At 52.2% G+C, this 17,902-nt stretch carries 10 protein-coding genes, 1 tRNA gene and 1 pseudogene; 7 read left to right on the top strand and 5 right to left on the bottom strand.

Annotated elements, in window-relative coordinates; genetic code table 11:
• Nucleotides 1-57: 57 nt before the first annotated feature.
• Nucleotides 58-2,172, bottom strand: a complete 2,115-nt coding sequence (locus ACM1PF_RS28495) for a M3 family metallopeptidase (protein WP_416669549.1) — start codon at nucleotides 2,170-2,172, stop codon at nucleotides 58-60.
• Nucleotides 2,173-2,412: 240 nt separating this feature from the next.
• A complete protein-coding gene (gene sbcD / locus ACM1PF_RS28490) occupies nucleotides 2,413-3,732 on the bottom strand; it encodes an exonuclease subunit SbcD (protein WP_416669547.1) in 1,320 nt (439 codons plus the stop codon).
• Between the two features lie 223 nt (nucleotides 3,733-3,955).
• On the opposite strand from sbcD, the gene ACM1PF_RS28485 reads away from it, so the two are divergent.
• From ACM1PF_RS28485 to ACM1PF_RS28475, 3 genes are all read left to right on the top strand, one after another.
• Complete coding sequence (locus tag ACM1PF_RS28485) at nucleotides 3,956-6,100, top strand: AMIN domain-containing protein (protein WP_416669546.1); 2,145 nt, start codon at nucleotides 3,956-3,958, stop codon at nucleotides 6,098-6,100.
• Nucleotides 6,101-6,186: 86 nt separating this feature from the next.
• On the top strand, nucleotides 6,187-7,131 hold the full coding sequence (locus ACM1PF_RS28480) for a class I SAM-dependent methyltransferase (RefSeq protein WP_416669545.1): 945 nt from the start codon (nucleotides 6,187-6,189) through the stop codon (nucleotides 7,129-7,131).
• Nucleotides 7,128-7,943, top strand: a complete 816-nt coding sequence (locus tag ACM1PF_RS28475) for an SDR family oxidoreductase (protein WP_416669543.1) — start codon at nucleotides 7,128-7,130, stop codon at nucleotides 7,941-7,943. Before ACM1PF_RS28480 ends, ACM1PF_RS28475 begins: the two co-directional genes overlap by 4 nt.
• A 197-nt stretch (nucleotides 7,944-8,140) precedes the next feature.
• Here ACM1PF_RS28475 and ACM1PF_RS28470 read toward each other — a convergent pair.
• A tRNA-Leu gene (locus tag ACM1PF_RS28470) sits at nucleotides 8,141-8,222 on the bottom strand.
• Nucleotides 8,223-8,369: 147 nt separating this feature from the next.
• On the opposite strand from ACM1PF_RS28470, the gene ggt reads away from it, so the two are divergent.
• A complete protein-coding gene (ggt, locus tag ACM1PF_RS28465) occupies nucleotides 8,370-9,938 on the top strand; it encodes a gamma-glutamyltransferase (protein ID WP_416669542.1) in 1,569 nt (522 codons plus the stop codon).
• Nucleotides 9,939-10,160: 222 nt separating this feature from the next.
• Here the strand turns inward: ggt and ACM1PF_RS28460 are convergent, their stop codons facing one another.
• On the bottom strand, nucleotides 10,161-10,409 hold the full coding sequence (locus ACM1PF_RS28460; RefSeq protein ID WP_416669541.1) for a hypothetical protein: 249 nt from the start codon (nucleotides 10,407-10,409) through the stop codon (nucleotides 10,161-10,163).
• 404 nt (nucleotides 10,410-10,813) lie between these two features.
• Here ACM1PF_RS28460 and ACM1PF_RS28455 point away from each other — a divergent pair, with 404 nt between their 5' ends.
• Nucleotides 10,814-13,477 carry a bifunctional diguanylate cyclase/phosphodiesterase gene (locus tag ACM1PF_RS28455; RefSeq protein ID WP_416669540.1) on the top strand — a complete coding sequence of 888 codons (2,664 nt, stop codon included), beginning with the start codon at nucleotides 10,814-10,816 and terminating at the stop codon, nucleotides 13,475-13,477.
• Nucleotides 13,478-13,501: 24 nt separating this feature from the next.
• Here the strand turns inward: ACM1PF_RS28455 and ACM1PF_RS28450 are convergent, their stop codons facing one another.
• Nucleotides 13,502-14,053 carry a hypothetical protein gene (locus ACM1PF_RS28450; RefSeq protein WP_416669539.1) on the bottom strand — a complete coding sequence of 184 codons (552 nt, stop codon included), beginning with the start codon at nucleotides 14,051-14,053 and terminating at the stop codon, nucleotides 13,502-13,504.
• Between the two features lie 261 nt (nucleotides 14,054-14,314).
• Here ACM1PF_RS28450 and ACM1PF_RS28445 point away from each other — a divergent pair, with 261 nt between their 5' ends.
• Complete coding sequence (locus tag ACM1PF_RS28445; protein ID WP_416669537.1) at nucleotides 14,315-14,458, top strand: hypothetical protein; 144 nt, start codon at nucleotides 14,315-14,317, stop codon at nucleotides 14,456-14,458.
• 60 nt (nucleotides 14,459-14,518) lie between these two features.
• A pseudogene (locus tag ACM1PF_RS28440) lies at nucleotides 14,519-17,784 on the top strand (UPF0182 family protein).
• The last annotated feature ends 118 nt before the right edge of the window (nucleotides 17,785-17,902 follow it).

Below are 17,902 nucleotides of genomic sequence, written 5' to 3'. Positions count from 1 at the left end.
AGGTAAGCACTTTGCCTTTTTCTCTTCCCTCTTCTATTTTCCCTCTTCTGTCTTTCTCTACGCTGCCAACCCATTATGCCGCAGCAGGGCGGTCGTATCGGGTTCCCGTCCCCGGAAGGTTTTGAACACCTCCATTGGATGCTGACTGCCGCCCAAGGCTAACACCGTATCGCGGAATCGGTGTCCTACTTGCGCAATGGACTGTTCATCTTCCAAGCCTGCCTCTTCAAAGGCCGCAAAGGCATCTGCACTGAGGACTTCCGCCCACTTATAGCTGTAGTAACCTGCGGCATAGCCTCCGGCAAAGATATGGCCGAACGCGCAAAGGAAGGAATCTTCGGGGAGGGGTGGCATCACGGTGGTCTTTTCAGCAATCCGACGACGCACATCTTCAGGGGATTCAGAACCGCCTGGCTGATAGCGGTGATGCAGTTCCAGATCCACCCAGCTAAAGTGAAGCTGTCGCAGCATGGCACTGCCACTCATAAAGGTACGAGCCGCCAGGAGTTTCTGGTAATAGTGATCTGGTAAAGGCTCACCCGTTTCATAGTGCTTGCCCAGACTGAGGAGGGTAGAGCGGTGATAGCACCAGTTCTCCATAAATTGGCTGGGTAGCTCCACCGCATCCCATTCCACATTGCGAATCCCCGATGCTCGCCCGTAATCTACCTTGGTCAGCATGTGCTGGAGCCCGTGCCCAAACTCATGGAACAGGGTTTCCACTTCCGTAAAGGTCATGAGGCTGGGTTTGTCGTCCACTGGAGGAGATTGATTGCACACCAGGTAAGCCACAGGTAAGCGAACCCTTTCCCCCGTCTTGCTCGCCACCCTGGCCCGACCAATACATTCATCCATCCAGGCTCCTCCGCGCTTTTCCGCCGGACGGCTGTAGGGATCGAGGTAGAAATGGGCGATTATAGCACCATCGGTATCCGTCACCTGGAAGTAGCGCACATCAGGATGCCAGACGGGAGCCTGGCCATCCACCGCCGTGATTTTGACTCCAAAAATTCGTTCTGATAGGTTGAACAATCCTTGCAGGACTTGCTCCAGGGGGAAGTAGGGCCGCAATTCTTCCTGGTTGAAGCTGAACTTCTCTTCCCGCAGCCGCTCTGCCCAGAAGGAAATATCCCAGTGGCGCAAATCCTCTGCTTCCGGAGCCTTTTTAGAAGCGGCAAACGATCGCAGTTCTGCCAAATCCTTCAAAGCAGCATCATAGCTGACCTGGCGCAGTTCCTCCATCAGGTCTTCCACCGCTTCCACACTGGGAGCCATTTTTGCCGCCAGACTGACCTCAGCATAGCTGTTATAGCCCAGCAGATTCGCCTGCTCCTGCCGCAGTTCCAGAATCCGCTTGATGTGGGGGGAATTGTCGTACTCGCCCTCCGAGGCGCGACGGATAAATGCCCGATATAATTTCTCCCGCAAATCCCGACGGCGGCTGTGTTGCATGAAGGGTAGATAGCTGGGCATATCCAACGTCACCCGCCAGGGGCCGGATTCTGCCGTTGCTGCTTCCTCGCCCTCCGATCGCGCGGCCTGGGCAGCCAGAGCCAACCAGCTGGGCGGTAATCCTTCCACCTCCTCTGGCTGAGTCAGCGTCAAACTAAAGGCTTTCGTGGCATCCAGAACGTTATTGGAAAACTTGGTTGAAAGTTCGGCTCGCTCTAGCTGAATGGCGTTGAACCGTTCCTTCACCTCGCCCGTCAGACCTACACCAGAAAGTTCCGCATCCCGCAACGCCGACTCGACAATGCGTTGTTGGGTTTGATCCAGCCCATTCCAGGCATCGCTGTCCCGCAACGCCTTAAATCCTTCGTAGAGGGGCTGACTCTGGCTGAGGCGATTCCAGAAGGTTACGACCTGGGGCTGCATCGTTTCGTAAGCCTGCCGCAACTCCGGGCTATTTTGCACGCCCATCAAATGTCCGATAATGCCCCAACTCCAGGACAGTTGCTCTTCGATCTGCTCCAGGGGTTGCACTAACTCATCCCAGGTGGGAACGACGTTCGCTTCTAAATGGGTGAGTTCCACTTCCAGTTCTGATAGAAGTTGTGTGATAGCGGGAACCACCTGCTCCGGCTGAATCTGCCCAAAGGGGGGCAACCCTTCACCAATCAGCAGGGGATTATCCACTTGGGGGGTATCAACGGTTGATGCGATCGCAGTCATAGGAGTCCTTTATATGAATTCACGAAATCGGCGGATGGTTGCCTTAATATTCTCAATGTAGCACTGGGAAAAGTGACATCTTCCTGATCACCCTACGGGTATAGCGTGAGACTGATAGCACCTCGAATCCTGCATGGGTCAGGAATCTGTAATAAATGGCATCCCAAACTTTGAAAAAATCGGCTGTAAGGCTGCGCGGCAGTGCGCTCCTAACGGGTATGTTATTTTAGCCGCATCCCCTTAAAGCAATCGTAATTGCGCCTCTTCCGCTTCCGCCGATCGCTCCAAGTGCTCCAAACTTTCCTGCCATGCTTCCCACTCCGGTTCCCCAAACCAGCCATCCTCTCGATCGCTCGTCAGTAAGGCATGGGCTGCTTCCATCATTTCCAGTCCAATGTCTGAGAGGTGAGGTTGGTTCGTGATGTAGGCTTTCAATGCTTCCATCGGGTCAACGGTGCTACCCGTTCCCAGTTCCGGTAGACGAGGACGCGCAAGCTGACTGACTAACTCAGCGTGGATTGTGTAGGTGTGGGCAGAGTCTAACGCCTGATGGATGATACTGTTATCAATCTGCTCAATCTGTTCCGATCGCAGTTGATAAATTAATCGCACTACAGCATCTTGAATTGGGGCTTTAGCAATGGCTTTGAGCAATTCATCTTGGGGCTGTTCAGCTTCCGACACATTCACCTTGATCGTACGGAATGGACGCACGGACAGAGGGCAAAACTCCATCTCAGCATGACCCTGCGCCACGTTCACCAAAACAAAGCCCTTGTCTTCCTTCTCTTCACTAAAATCGACCCGCTCAATGCTGCCGGGATACACCACTAGCGGCTGTTCGGAAAGCACCTGATGGCGATGCACATGCCCCAGAGCCACATAGTCAAAACAGGGACGCGCCAGGAGAGCCATCGGGACTGTAAAGCCCTTACCGACTGCCAGGAATCGCTCTGCCCCAAACCGAGCGGTGTCCGTCATCAGGTGCGCCAGTAAAACCGTTGGGAGTTCAGGATCAAGCCCACGAATTTCTCCTTCCAGGGCCACCCGCAACCGATCGAGCAATAGATGGCTGACCTCAGCAATCGATAAACCTTCTGTTTCCGGGCGAGTCAGTAAAGTCGATCGCGTCAACCAGGGCAACGTAATCACCTGAATGTCACCATTGCGGGTTTGAATCCGGTGAGTGGTCAGCCGATCGCCCACCAAAAATCCGGGAACGCCCAGAGTCCGGTAGATGCACAGGCTGGCTCCCCCTAACCCCTGGGAGTGCTGATCATGATTACCGACCAGCAGTACGGTGGGAATCTGAGCATCCACCAGACGACGAAACTGAACGGCAAAGGCTTCCTGAACGATCGGAGGTGGTGTGGCATCGGGGAAGGCATCCCCCCCAAACAGCACCAGATCGACGGGTTCTGCAATAGCACGATCGATACATTGGCTCAATGTCTGAACGAAATCCTCCAGGCGAGTGTTCAGTCCCGTTTCAGGATTAATGCATCCGTGGGAAAACCCACTCCCCATGTGGATATCTGAAAGGTGGAGGATTTTGATCATAGTAGTAACACGACAGGAACCGATCGCACTAGTACGTTTGTCAGGATTAGAACTAGTGTATCCCTTTTTATGCCAGATAACGGATGAATCATTGCCTGGAGAAACGGATTATTTAGCTTCGAGAAAATATTTGTTTTGAAAAAAATCTTTGTAAAACGATCGCAGATTTGAACAGAAGTGGTATAACGTTGGCTGTTGTCAATGCCTGTCCGGATCGAAAGCGATGCGAAACTCCTCAGTACAAAATCTCTGGCTCAGGGCAAGGCTGACCCAATTTTCAGTCATGGGACTTCCCTGGATGGCAATTGGAACGGGTAGCTTAACGGGAGCCACCGTCCTGGCGGCGATCGTCCTGGCTACTCCAGCGCAGGCCGCCATTCTCAGTCAGTGGGAATATAATCCCAGCAGCTACGAGCTAGAAATTCTTGTCCCTGGCGGCACCCTCCCTCGCTATTCTCTGGCGGCTGAACCCGCTCGCATTATTATTGACTTACCCAATACCCGCATTGGCACCGTTTCCCATCAGCAAACCTACGGTGGAGCCATCCGCGAAATTCGGGTCGCTCAGCACGAACCAGGGCTAACTCGGATTGTGCTGGAACTTTCGCCTGGAACGATCCTGGCTCCGGGGCATGTGGAACTACGGCGGGTTGGAGCGGCAACGGCTGGAGCAGATGAACCGGGCGATCGCTGGGTTTTGCGGCCGCTGTTAGTAACGGATTCTACTCAAACGGCTGCTGCTCCTGAAGTTACCCCATCTGAAGTTTCCCCATCTGAAGTTTCCCTCCCTCAACCTGCCCCTTCTTTCGATACCCTGCCCCCCCTGGAACCGGGCGCAACGGAAATTCCGATCGAACTGCCTCCGGCGGAACCCCTGGTTCAAGCACCTTCCCCTGATGCAGACAATCCCCCTTCAGAAGCCGATCGCACGGTTGGAGCAAGCCCCTCACCTGAGGCGGAATCTGAGTCTGAAATGGTAAGGGTTCCAGAGCTTGAAGGGACAGAGGATGCAGATGAAGCCGGAGATGAAGCAGTAGATGAAGCAGTGGTAGGAACAGACATTGCCGAATCAGAAGCGACATTGGGAATTGAGGATTCAGGAACTATAGAATCAGACATTGTGGATAGAGAGACTGGTAGTGAGATTGGTGGAGAAACTATAGAATCGGAGATTGCAGAATCAGAAACGATCGATCTAGAGTTGGCGAATGCCTCTGATGCAGAATATGAAATCGAACCGGAACTAGTACCAGAGTTAGAACCAGAATCCCCCGAAGTGCCGATCGCAGTTTCACCAGAGCCATCCCCAGAAACACCTGCTCCGGATAACGGTTCTTTACCAAACTTGGGAATTACAGCTATCATTCCCCAGGAAGCAATTCAGGAAACGATCGATGCAATTGATGCGGGGGGAGTCGATGAACCTCAACCGTTCGTACCGCAGGAAATAGCAGAACCACCTCCAGAACCAGACGCATCCCCTGCGGCTGAATCGATAGTTCAACCCCAACCGGAAGCACCGGAGGCTCTGGCGTTAGAAGAAACATTGGAAGAAACATCGGAAGAAACAGTCGAACCCGAAACCTCTCTTCCCAACTTGCCCCCCGCCCTTTCCACAGAACCCGATGCGGCGATCGTTCAAGTGCCTTCTCTAGCAGAAACGGAAGCGGCAACGGAAGCGGTAACTGAGGACGCTGTAACTGATCAAAGTGTCGAGGAAGCGATCACCGAACCAGAAGCTATTACCGAACCAGAAGCTATCACCGAACCCAGTGTCGAGGAAACTGTAACTGAGCCAAACCTTGAGGAAACTGTAACTGAGCCAAATCCAGAAACCGATCGCGCTATTCAGGCTATCCCTACCACTGCCAATGCGACTCCGTCCTCCCCCAGCGATCGGTTCATTCAGTTTGGTCAACCCCTGACGGCAGTTGCCCCTGCATCGTCGGTTCCTGAGCCAGCCTCATCGCCGATGCCCCCTACTCAACCCGATGCCTCAACGCCGCCAAATTCTGTGCTGTTACCTGTTGGAACGGTGCTGCGTCTGCGGTATGCGGGAACCGCTCCCCTGGAATTGACGGAAGGTCAGTCTCGGCAGGAAGTTCTGGTTCTGGCAACCTCCGTTCAGGATGCGGCCGGGAATGTGATTTTACCTGAAGGCAGCTATGTGATTGGACGGTTTGAGGCCCAGCCGGGAAGAAGTTCGTTTGTGACGCAGGCGATTTCCATTCAAGGACGCAACGTTTTACTGAATGCAGAGTCAGGCAATTTGTTGGTTGAGCCTGCCGCCGATCGGACTTCACAGAATCCAATTCAGCCTGATCAAGTGTTGGAAGTGCAGTTAACAGAACATTTGTCCCAGATCTAGTATCCCAACTCTAGTTTTGGAATGATCATAAAAGAAACAGTTGGCGCGATTTAAAATAAGGAACGTTCCGATCGCGTTGTCATACTATGATTCAGAGCAAACCCGCTTGGGCAGGGGATGATTTTCTCTCTCACTGTGTCAATCTGCTGATTCAAACCAAACCGCTCTACGCCTTAATGAAACGGCAGGCACGGCAGGTGTTGATTCAGACGGCTGAAAAGAACGGCATTTTCTGGCGAAAGCACTACGAGGAGCTGCAAGCATCGGGCATTCAGCAGCGAATCGCTCAGGTGACGAATCCCTCTGTGCCCTATCCCGACTACTATCAAGTCCCATTCCATGCCTACGAGCAGGGAAATTTGTGTTGGGACGCGGCATTCGAGGCAGAACCTGCAACCCATGCCATGGCCCTGCGGGTCTGGAAGAATGAACCCCTAACCTGGCAGGAAGCCCAGGATCGCCTGCGCGGCAGTTTCCATCAAGTCCTGGCTCAAGCCATCTCGCACCCAGTTCAGGATATTCTTGATATGGGTTGTTCCATCGGGATCTCTACCCTGGCTCTGCATCGCTTTTACCAGAATCGCCAGGAGATACCTGTGCGCACTATGGGGTTAGACCTTTCTCCCTATATGCTGACCGTGGCCCGCCATCGGGATGCAGACCAGGAAATTGCTCAATGGATTCATGCCAATGCGGAAGCAACGGATCTGCCCGATCGCACCTTTGATTTGATCACGCTTCAGTTTGTCACCCATGAATTGCCGGGCTATGCCACCACGAGCATTTTTCGGGAAGCCTTTCGCCTCCTACACTCTGGGGGACATCTGGCGATCGTGGATAACAATCCGCAATCTCCCGTCATTCAAAATTTGCCCCCTGTCCTGTTTACCCTGATGAAGAGTACTGAACCCTGGTCTGATGATTACTACACCTTCAATCTTGAAGCGGCCATGGAGGCGATCGGGTTTGAGCAGGTGACGACCGTTGCCAGCGATCCTCGCCACCGGACGATTGTGGGGTGTAAACCATGACCTTTCTGCATCAAACGATCGTGCTGACCGGGGCATCCGCTGGCATTGGACGCTCCCTGGCGATTGCGCTGGCCGCTCAAGGGGCAAATTTAGTTCTGGCCGCACGGCAGCCAGCTGCCCTGGAGGAAGTCGTGCAGGCTTGTACTGAAGCAGGGGGAAAGGCGATCGCCGTGCCAACGGATGTCACTCGCCCAGAGGATTGTCAGCGATTGATTGAGCAGGCGATCGCAGCCTTTGGGCAGATTGATGTTCTGGTCAACAATGCTGGAATTTCAATGGTAACGATGTTTGATCAGGTCACAGATCTGTCCATCTTCGAGCAGGTGATGCGGGTGAATTATCTGGGGGCGGTGTACTGTACGCATTTTGCCTTACCCCACCTGAAAGCAAGCCGAGGGTTATTGGTGGCCATCTCCTCCCTTTCCGGCAAAACGGCTGTGCCGACGCGCTCCGGTTACGTGGCTAGCAAGCACGCGATGCAGGGGTTCTTCGATACGCTTCGCATTGAATTGCGGGGAACCGGAGTCGATGTATTGGTGGTTTCCCCTGGCTTTGTAGCGACGGACATCCGCCAGCGAGCATTAGGGGCGGATGGCAAAGCGTTGGGGCAAAGTCCCCGGGATGAGAGCCAGGGCAATATGTCGGTGGATGAGTGTGTGCGTCAGATGGTCAGGGCGATGGAACGCCGCCAGCGGGAGCAGGTGATGACCCTGAAAGGTAAAGCGATTCCCTGGGTCAAGTTGTTGCTGCCAGGGCTGGTCGATCGGTTGGCGGCGCTGGCTGCCCGTACGAAAGCTTCGACTGATCGTTAAATGGCACTGATATCAGCTCCAACTAACTGAAGCTCCAACTAACTGCCGGGGATGCTGGGCGGCAACTTCTACCTGGCTAGTTCCAGACATTCATCGTCCCAGAAATTCATCAATGTTTTCAATTAGAACCGAGCCGAAAACCCTGTCAGGGGATTTGAATTCCAAAAACCCTGGTGAGCTTCCGGATGGGCATTTAATGCGGATGAAAGGACTTGAACCTTCACTTCCGAAGAAACTAGAACCTAAATCTAGCGCGTCTACCAATTCCGCCACATCCGCAGTCTTGCAGTTAAGCATCATAGCAAAAATTACCCCCGATCGCACAGTTGAAACAAATTAAATTCTCAGAAATCCGATTCTTCTTGGCAGATCAGGACATCAGAGGTCGTAGATTAGTTAAATCTAACTGTTTATCTTTCATCTCCTATGGATCGTAATCGTGGTGTGATTGCTGCCGGACATCCCAAAACCGTTGAAGCGGGTATTGAAATGTTTCGCCTGGGCGGGAATGCCTTTGATGCAACCGTTGCCGCAGTGTTGGCTTCCTTTGTGGCAGAACCCATGCTGACTTCAGTGGCAGGAGGCGGATTTTTGCTGGCCCATACCCAGGACGATCGCAACATCCTGTTTGATTTCTTTACCCAAACTCCGCGCCACAAGCGGAATATCGCTGAAGTTGATTTTTACCCGATCGATGTCAATTTTGGCTCAGTAATTCAGCAGTTTCACATTGGGTTAGGGTCAATGGCAGTTCCCGGAACCATTGGCGGGTTGTTGTACGTGCATCATCAATTGGGAAAATTGCCGCGATCGGTAGTATTTGAGCCAGCCATTCACTATGCCCGTTCGGGGGTAGAAGTAAATGACTTTCAGGCTTATTCCCTGAAAATTTTAAGTCCGATCGTGATGGCTTCAGCAGGTGCTCAACGGATTTACGCCCCAACGGGAACGGTTCCAACCACCGGCGATCCACTGCGACTGCCGGATCTGGCAGATACTTTAGCCTACTTAGCTCAGGAAGGTGCGAGGGGATTTTATCAAGGCGATATAGCCCAACGGTTGGTGCAGGATTGTCGGACGCAGGGTGGATATCTGACGCTGGAAGACCTGGAAAGCTATCAAGTCCTCGAACGTCACCCCCTGATGACCACCTACCGGGGCAATGCGTTTCTCACCAACCCACCTCCCAGTTCAGGCGGCACATTAATTGCCTTTGCCTTGGCTCTGCTGGCCCAAATCGATCTCAGTTCGATCGCCTTTGGTTCCCCAGACCATATCCGAATGCTGGCAGCGGTGATGCGCCTGACGAACCTGGCCCGCATCGATGGCTATGATGCACGACTATATGAACCCGATGTGGCCGATCGCTTCCTCAATCCCGCCCACCTGGCTCAATATAGCCAACAACTGCTATCCAGCACGAATAAATGGGGGAGTACCACCCACGTCAGCGCGATCGACGGTGAAGGAAATGCGGCCAGCGTCACCACTTCCAATGGTGAAGGATCATCCTACGTGATTCCAGGTACGGGCATCATGGTGAACAATATGCTGGGAGAAGCCGATCTGCATCCGGGAGGCTTCCATGAGTGGCAGGAAAATCGGCGGATTTCTTCCATGATGGCTCCGACGATGATTCTGGATGCCCACCACGTTCCCGAAATTGTTTTGGGTTCAGGTGGTTCCAATCGCATTCGGACGGCTATTCTCCAGGTGATTTCCAACTTACTTGACTTCAATCTGTCTGTCGCCGCTGCGGTCAGCAGTCCCCGTGTGCATTGGGAAAATGGCACGTTTAATCTGGAACCCGGATTCGAGAATTTGGAACCTCATGCAATCGATCGCACCGCTTTTCCCTTTAATGAAACGCTAGAACTCTGGGCAGAGCAAAATATGTTCTTCGGGGGGGTGCATGCCGTCACTCGCAGTGGAACTGGGGAACTTTCCGGGGCAGGCGATCGGCGACGGGGTGGAGTCGTTGCTGTGTGTCCATGATTCTGGTATGCAGCTGTTGATGAACCTGAGGGCGATCGGGTTTGAGAGTTAACGAAGAATGAATCGAGGATGCTTGATGGAATCATATTTGCGAATGATTTTGTCTTGGTTGAATGGGCGGGCAAGATGCCCACCCCACAAGATCGCAACAAGGGTGGTACTGTAGGGGCGCATTGCTGTGCGTCCTCATATTGTTGCCCCCCTACCTCTGTTGCAGATCCCTTAAAGCGTCATCGATCGCACATAAATCCGCATAATCTCACCCGGTTCCTTAGTCGTGGCCTGCTGAATCTGCGAGAAGGGTAGGGGTCTTGACCAATCTTCGACTCGGCAAAAACCACATTGATACAGACGAGCAATGGTTAATTCCACATCATCGGGTTGACCGATCATCAGAATTTTCACGGAACGCCGGGCAGGGGAAATCAGCCGATCGCCAATGGGAGGCTGACCGAAAAGTTTGTCGGACATATTAAATAAATCTCCTTGTGTTCCAGGGTTTGAAGAAACCCCAGAGACTAGCCCTCAATGTCAGACAGGGCAGGCCGCAAGCATCGGGTGTTATCATACACCCTAGCCTGGACTAGCTTGGATAGTCTGGGTCAGGAGGTTGAGCGTAATGCTTGGTCGGCGCACGCTCGACCTCCGTTAGAGAATTCGTCTCCAGGTCGTCCAGTTATCCCCCAGGTCTGTGTAACCCAAAAGACAACCATAGCTGAAGAGATTAGCATTAATGCATCGGTCAAATCAAGTTAAAAATGTTACGGTTTAGTTGTTCCTGGTAGAGATAGATTAATAAAAATTAGATAAAGCTTCGGGTGCTGCCTGAAGTATGGGAACAATAGAATAAAGTCTTTCCTATATTAAATGCGTTTATGCCACCACGACCGTACAGCAAGTTATCTCTTCAAATGATCTTGGTGGTTCCCTTTGCACTGCAAATCTTTGGGACAGTGGGGGTAGTTGCGTTCCTATCGTTTAGAAATGGGCAACAAACGGTTCATGATTTAAGTGAGCAATTGATTCTTAAAACGCAGCAACAGGTGGATGCTCACCTCAGCGACTTACTGAATCTGCCGCTCCAGATTGCTCAAATGAATCAGCAGGCGATCGAACGAGGGGATCTCGATATCCAGGATCAACGAGCCAGTGAACGCTACTTCTGGCGGCAAGCACAAGCGTTTGAACAGTTGACCTATGTGGGCTATGCCCTGACCGATGGCCGGGAAGTGGGAGCCGGACGCTGGTTAGCCGGATTAGGAGTCACCCTGTATGAAAACTTGCCGGGCGATAATAGCGCATCCGACTATCTCGCTGATTCAGAGGGGAATCGCACCCAAAAAATTCAGACCTATGATTATGATGTGCTGGGAGAGGACTGGTATCAAGATGCAGTAGCAGCCGGAAGCCTGAAGTGGACTCGGATCTATGCGGCTGAAAACCTCAGCATTGAACAGACTGTCCTGGGACAATCGCTGGCAGCAAAGCAAACGGTTGATCTCGAAACTGGCGTGACTGATTACGTTGCCATTGCGGCCGCTGCCCCTTTTTACGATCGCAACAACCAGCTTTTAGGTGCCATTTGTGTGGATCTGCTGCTGGCAGATATTAGCACCTTTCTCCGCAGCCTACAGGTCAGCCAGTCGGGAGAAGTGTTTATTTTTGATCGGGAAGGATTGCTGGTCGGCAGTTCTAGCCCTGAACCGATTCTGCATCGAACCAACGGTGAGGTACAACGGTTTGGTTGGTTTGACTCACCCGATCCGCTGATTCAGAGCGTTGGGCAGCAATTAATCGCAGAATTTCATACTCTGCAAGCCATTGAAATCCCGCAGCAGTTTAGCTTCCGGTGGAACGGCGAGCGGCAACTGGTGAAGGTTTCCCCCTGGCAAGATGATTATGGGTTAGATTGGCTCGTTGTGATTGTGGTGCCTCAATCCGACTTTATGGCCCAAATCAATGCCAACACGCGCACGACGATCCTGCTATCTTTGCTGGCCTTAAGCGTTGCCGTTGGGATGGGATTGCTCACCGCCCGGTGGTTCACCTACCCCATTCTGTCGATGGTTGGAGCTGCCGATGCGCTTTCTCTGGGGCATTGGAATCAACAAGTTCCGGACTCCCATGTCAACGAACTCGATCGCCTGTCCGATGCCTTTAATCGTATGGCGGTACAACTGCACGACTCCTTCACCAAGCTTGAATACATTGCCAATCACGATTCCCTTACAGGGCTGCTCAATCGTCGCACCTTTTGTTTGAAGTTGCAGACTGCGATCGCTGAACAGACCCCAACCTCCAGCAGCTTTGCCGTTTTCTTTCTGGATTTAGACTACTTCAAGCTGATTAACGATAGCTATGGTCACGTGGTCGGCGATCAATTGCTCCTGGCGGTTGCCGAACGCCTACAAGCCTGTTTGCATCCAACCGATGTCCTGGCCCGATTTGGGGGTGATGAATTTGTCGTTTTAGTCCAAAATATGTCCCATCGAGGTGATGCCGTTCGCATTGCCCAGCGGATGTTAGACCAGATTCAGCACCCGTTTGACCTGGGGGGACGGGAGGCGTTTGTCAGTGTCAGTATTGGCATTGTCCTGAATCAGGATGGTAAAGCCCAGGCAGAAGATTTTTTGCGGGATGCCGATATTGCTCTTTATCAAGCCAAAGCCAGTGGTAAGGCCCGCTATGCCGTGTTTGATGCCACCATGTTTACCAATACCGTTGAACGGTTGCAGCTTGAAACAGACCTGCGACGGGCATTGGAGCGGGAAGAATTACAGGTTTACTATCAGCCGATCGTCAGCACTGCAACTCAGCAACTCATCGGATTTGAGGCTCTGGCCCGATGGCATCATCCCAGCCAGGGCATGATTTCTCCAGCCAGGTTTATTCCCATTGCCGAAGAAACAGGACTGATTCATTTGTTGGGCTGGTGGGTGATGCGGCAAGCCTGCCAACAGATCTACCAATGGCAACAACAATTTCCCGAATATGCCTCCCTGAGCCTCAGCGTTAATTTGTCCACCCAACAGTTGCTCCAGTCCGATTTTTTGCATCAAGTTGAGCAAGTCTTACAGGCAACCTCGCTGAACCCAGCCCACCTCAATCTGGAAATTACCGAAAGCGGCTTTATTGCCCACGAAGACATCACCCGTGAAAAGTTGCACCAGCTTGAACACATCGGCATTCGGATGAGTATTGATGATTTTGGGACGGGCTATTCATCGTTGAGCTATCTCTATCGCCTCCCCGTTCACACCCTCAAAATTGATCGATCGTTTATTAAACGACTGGATTTACCGGGCAAAAATTTTGAAATCGTGGAAGCGATCGTGGTATTGGCCCATAAGCTCGGCATCAAGATCGTTGCTGAAGGCGTGGAAACCGTGACTCAACTGAACCAATTGCAGGCGATCGGCTGTGAATATGCTCAAGGATATCTCTTCTCAAAACCCTTACCCGCGCATCAAATCCGCCAATTGCTGCACTGTGGGCTAGCCGCTTCATCCGTTGCCCGATTTCCAAACGCTGGAGCCTGACCGTAATTTTATGCAATCCAACTGTCAGGAGGGGGCGATCGATGGCGAAATGGAGTCGTGATCATCTTCCCAGGAATCAGGAATGGATAAATCATCCAGGTGAATATCGACTGGAACACTGTCGCTGGGGGGCAGTTGGGGGGGAGGAGTTGGATCATGCTTCAGTTGTTCAACGTGTAAATTAAACAATTCCCAATCGCAGGCACGGGAGCAATCTTCTATTTGTCGAAGCAATCGCTGCCAGGCGTTCAGAGGTAAGATCACAAGTGCTTGTTCCCGGTGGGTAATGTGGTGGACAACTTGCAAAGGTTGTACGGTCATAAATCCTTTACCCATTGCAACTTGTAACCGTTCCATTGCTTCAAAAAGCTTAATTAACAAGTCCCAATCGACGCGGCTCAAAACCACTACCTGACGTTTATCAAAATCACAAGTAAAAAATTTAATATGTCCATTATCAACTGGGCTTGCTAAAAAGCCGACCGTTGGATTCAGCGTTGTGACCTGAGGACGGTTTTGATTTGAGTCAGCCTCAGAATCTGCGTTGCTGTTATTTTTGGAAGAGGTAGTCGTCATAACCTGACCTCACAAGACCCTGCTTCTTTTTTAGTGTAAAAGCAATTTCAAACTATTACTACAAAGTAAAAATCACCCGTTCCGTTAACGGTATTGGTTCGTAATATAAACCTGTCAATGTCTTTAAGTAACTTTAAGCAATTTCAATACTTAATTAAGTCCTGCCCAAAGTATTTTTTATTTTCCCCAACGTAACGGTTGATTCAATGTCTTTTCTGCCAAACCGTTCACTACTCTCCACAACTTTAGGACTCTACTGCCATGCCCTGTTCGTTGATGCTGTTCATTGACTCTACCGTTAAGAATTATCAAAGTCTGCTGGCGGCGATCGAGCCAAATATGCGCGTTCCTGTTCTGCACCCCACCAGGATGAAGTTCAGCAAATCACTCGTATCCGGTTCGTAGATTAGATCGGGAAAGAGGCGATCGGTTTACCATTGAGGAAAGAGCAACTGCCTTGACTCCATGCTGATTCCCAAACATTTACGCCATTCCCTGGTTAACCTCCGATCGTCCCCTTTGCTGTGGATTGCCCTGCTGGTTGGGGTGTACCTGCTGTTTGATTTATCAACCTACTTGCTGGCAGAAGGATTCTGGTTTCAAGAGGTAGATTATCTGGGGGTGTTTCTGACGCGGTTGACTGCCCAGGTGATTTTGGGCGCGATTCCCCTGGCGGTCAGTGCGGGGTTTTTGCTGTGGAATTTACAGATTGCTCGCCGACGGGCCTGGGCAAAACCGATCGACTCCCCTGATCCCACAGAACCCGTGGATTCGGTTGGGTTGTCGGGCAGAATGGGGTTAGCCTGGCTGTTGCCCATCACGCTGTTCATGAGCTTTGTGATTGGGATGATTTTGCTGCATCATGGGCGGATTGCCATTAGCCACTGGCAGCCGAATGTGGGAGTTTACAATGCTGCCATGCCACAGATTCCCCTTAAGTTCCGCCTGCCGCTGATCTGGCAAATTGCTCAGACCTGGGGTGCAGAGCTGTGGCAACCGATTCTGGTGTTCACGATCGCGGTAGTGGTATTGGTCTTCCCCACCGTTTCGCTGTTTGCGATCGCCCTGCTGATGAGTTTAGGATTCGGCGTGGTGTTGTCGGAACATTGGGCCGAGGCCCTGCTGGCCCTGCATCCGACCCTATTTGGCCAAGTCGATCCCGTTTTCAGTCGAGATATCGGGTTTTACCTGTTTTCGTTGCCCTCCCTGGAATTGCTGGAATTTTGGTTAATCGGGCTGTCCTGGCTGACGATTCTATCCGTCGGGCTGACTTACCTGCTCTCTGGAAAGAGCCTCAGTCAGGGATATTTTCCTGGATTGACTCCGGCTCAACAGCGTCACCTGTATGGCGTGGGGGCAGTCCTGATGCTGGCCATTGCCTTTAGCTACTGGCTCGATCGCTATGCCCTGTTGTTTACCCCCTCATCAGCAAACGTCACCTATGGAGCCAGCTACACCGATGTCGTAGCGATTCTACCCATGTATACCCTGCTGGCCGGATTAGGGGTGTTGATCGCGCTGTTTATGGCCTGGCGATCGATTTCCTGGCGCGGCAAGCGCAACAAGGAAGGTAGAAGGCAGAAGGTGGAAGACCGTCGCGGGACAGGGATTGCGGGCCAGGGAAACGGGCAGTCGGCAGGTTTGACAATTCAAGAACTGCGGCGACGAGAGGCGCAAAATCGGGAATTGCGGGCCAGGCGAGTCAATGCAGAGCGACGATTGGCGAAAGGGGAATCCCTGAGTCCGGTATTGCGTCAACCTTCTCTGTTTGCCCTGCCGGATGGTGCGGTTGTTGCCTCACCGCCATCGCCCCTTGCTCCGTTTCTGCGACCCTTGCAGTTTCGTCCGATTCCCTATGCGATCGCGCTGTACATTTTGATTGCTGGGCTGGGGGGAATTGTGATTCCGGCGGTGGTACAGCGAGTCATTGTCCAACCCAATGAACTGCAACTGGAGCAGCCCTTTATTCGACGGACGATCGCCCTGACGCGAGAAGCCTTTGACCTGGCGAAAATTCAGGTGGAAACGTTTGATCCCCAGTTAGATCTAACGCTGGAAGACATCGAAGCCAATGATGCTACCGTCGGAAATATTCGCCTCTGGGATACGAATCCCCTGCTGGAAACCAATCGCCAACTGCAACGGATTCGCCTCTACTATGAATTTCCCGATGCCGATGTCGATCGCTATGTGATTCCGGATAACGCTGGAGAACTGGCTCAACAGCAAGTTTTAATCTCAGCCCGAGAACTGGACTATACTGCTGTACCCGCTGGGGCCCAAACCTGGATCAATCAACACTTAATCTATACCCACGGCTATGGGTTCACCATGAGTCCGGTGAACGTGGCAGCGGAAGGAGGATTGCCCGATTACTTTATTCAGGGATTGGAACCGATCATTGTGGATGAGCGGGTGCAGAATAGCGTCCCTGTGGGTCGGCCGCGTATCTACTTCGGGGAACTAACCAACACCCATGTGATGACGGGAACGAGCGTTCGAGAGCTGGATTATCCCAGTGGTAGCGATAACGTGTACAACATCTACGACGGTCGGGGAGGCATTGGGATTGGCCCATTCTGGCGACGGTTACTCTACGCCAAGCATATGCGCGACTGGCGGATGTTGTTTACAGATGATTTTCTCCCCCAAACCCGCCTGCTGTTTCGCCGCAACATGATCAGCCGGGTGCGTGCGATCGCGCCCTTCCTCCGGTTTGACAGTGATCCCTACATCGTGACTGCTGATACAGGCGGTAAAGCCTGGGAACGGGGATACGACCCGGAAAGGCAGCCGATTGTCGATGAGAGCTATCTGTACTGGGTGATTGATGCCTATACCACGAGCGATCGTCATCCCTATTCTGATCCAATTGCCAATAACTTCAACTACATTCGCAACTCCGTCAAAATCATTGTGGATGCCTACCACGGCTCGGTGAATTTCTACGTTGCGGATGAACGCGATCCAATTATTAAAACCTGGGAACGGGTGTTTCCTGGAATGTTCCAATCCCTTAGCGAAATGCCGCCGATTCTGCAACGGCATATTCGTTACCCCCCCGACTTCTACCGGGTTCAGTCGGATCAGCTCCTGACCTATCACATGACCGATCCAGTGGTGTTCTACAACCGGGAAGATCAGTGGCGGATTCCCAACGAACTCTATCGAAATGAGCAACAAATCGTTGATCCGTACTACCTGATTATGCGGTTGCCGATCGCGGCCGAAGAGGAATTTATTCTGCTGCGTCCCTTTACGCCAACCCAGCGGAATAACCTGATTGCCTGGCTTTCCGCCCGATCGGATGGGGAAGAGTACGGCAGAATGTTGCTTTATGTGTTCCCGAAGGAGCGGCTGGTTTTTGCCCAGAACAGGTGGAAGCACGAATTAACCAGGATCCCCTGATCTCAGAACAAATTTCCCTGTGGAATCGGCAGGGGTCGCGGACGGCTCAGGGCAATTTGCTGGTGATTCCGATCGAAAGTTCGCTGCTGTATGTGGAGCCGTTATACCTGGAAGCGGAACAGAATCGCCTGCCGACCCTGGTGCGGGTGATTGTGGCCTTTGGTAACCGCATTGTGATGGCGGAAACCCTGGAGGATGCCCTCACGGCGGTCTTTGAACCTGAGGAAGCTGCGGCACCGATTATTCGATCGGTGGATGAGCAGTTGCTGGATCCGGGACTGGAGAATGGACAGGGAGAAGAGGGAGTGGGGAATGGGGAATAGGGAGTGGGGAATGGGGATGCAGATGACTGGTTCTGTACGCCAGACTACAGACAGAGCCACTCTATAAGTTTGATTCTCCTGTTGGATAGATTCGTACACTTCTCTCCGGCAGTTAGAA

It is taken from the genome of Egbenema bharatensis FJBBOT/2019, assembly GCF_048077055.1.
Lineage (GTDB): Bacteria > Cyanobacteriota > Cyanobacteriia > Elainellales > Elainellaceae > Egbenema > Egbenema bharatensis.
Note: the sequence above shows the minus strand (reverse complement) of the source record. Positions and strands in the feature narration are given on the sequence as shown.

Excerpts from the sequence above, each read along its gene's own strand:
- ACM1PF_RS28495 (WP_416669549.1), bottom strand. The coding sequence starts at position 2,172 with ATGACTGCGATCGCATCAACCGTTGATACCCCCCAAGTGGATAATCCC.
- ACM1PF_RS28460 (WP_416669541.1), bottom strand. The coding sequence starts at position 10,409 with ATGTCCGACAAACTTTTCGGTCAGCCTCCCATTGGCGATCGGCTGATT.
- ACM1PF_RS28480 (WP_416669545.1), top strand. The coding sequence starts at position 6,187 with ATGATTCAGAGCAAACCCGCTTGGGCAGGGGATGATTTTCTCTCTCAC.
- sbcD (WP_416669547.1), bottom strand. The coding sequence starts at position 3,732 with ATGATCAAAATCCTCCACCTTTCAGATATCCACATGGGGAGTGGGTTT.
- ACM1PF_RS28475 (WP_416669543.1), top strand. The coding sequence starts at position 7,128 with ATGACCTTTCTGCATCAAACGATCGTGCTGACCGGGGCATCCGCTGGC.
- ACM1PF_RS28455 (WP_416669540.1), top strand. The coding sequence starts at position 10,814 with ATGCCACCACGACCGTACAGCAAGTTATCTCTTCAAATGATCTTGGTG.
- ACM1PF_RS28445 (WP_416669537.1), top strand. The coding sequence starts at position 14,315 with ATGCCCTGTTCGTTGATGCTGTTCATTGACTCTACCGTTAAGAATTAT.
- ACM1PF_RS28450 (WP_416669539.1), bottom strand. The coding sequence starts at position 14,053 with ATGACGACTACCTCTTCCAAAAATAACAGCAACGCAGATTCTGAGGCT.
- ggt (WP_416669542.1), top strand. The coding sequence starts at position 8,370 with ATGGATCGTAATCGTGGTGTGATTGCTGCCGGACATCCCAAAACCGTT.
- ACM1PF_RS28485 (WP_416669546.1), top strand. The coding sequence starts at position 3,956 with ATGCGAAACTCCTCAGTACAAAATCTCTGGCTCAGGGCAAGGCTGACC.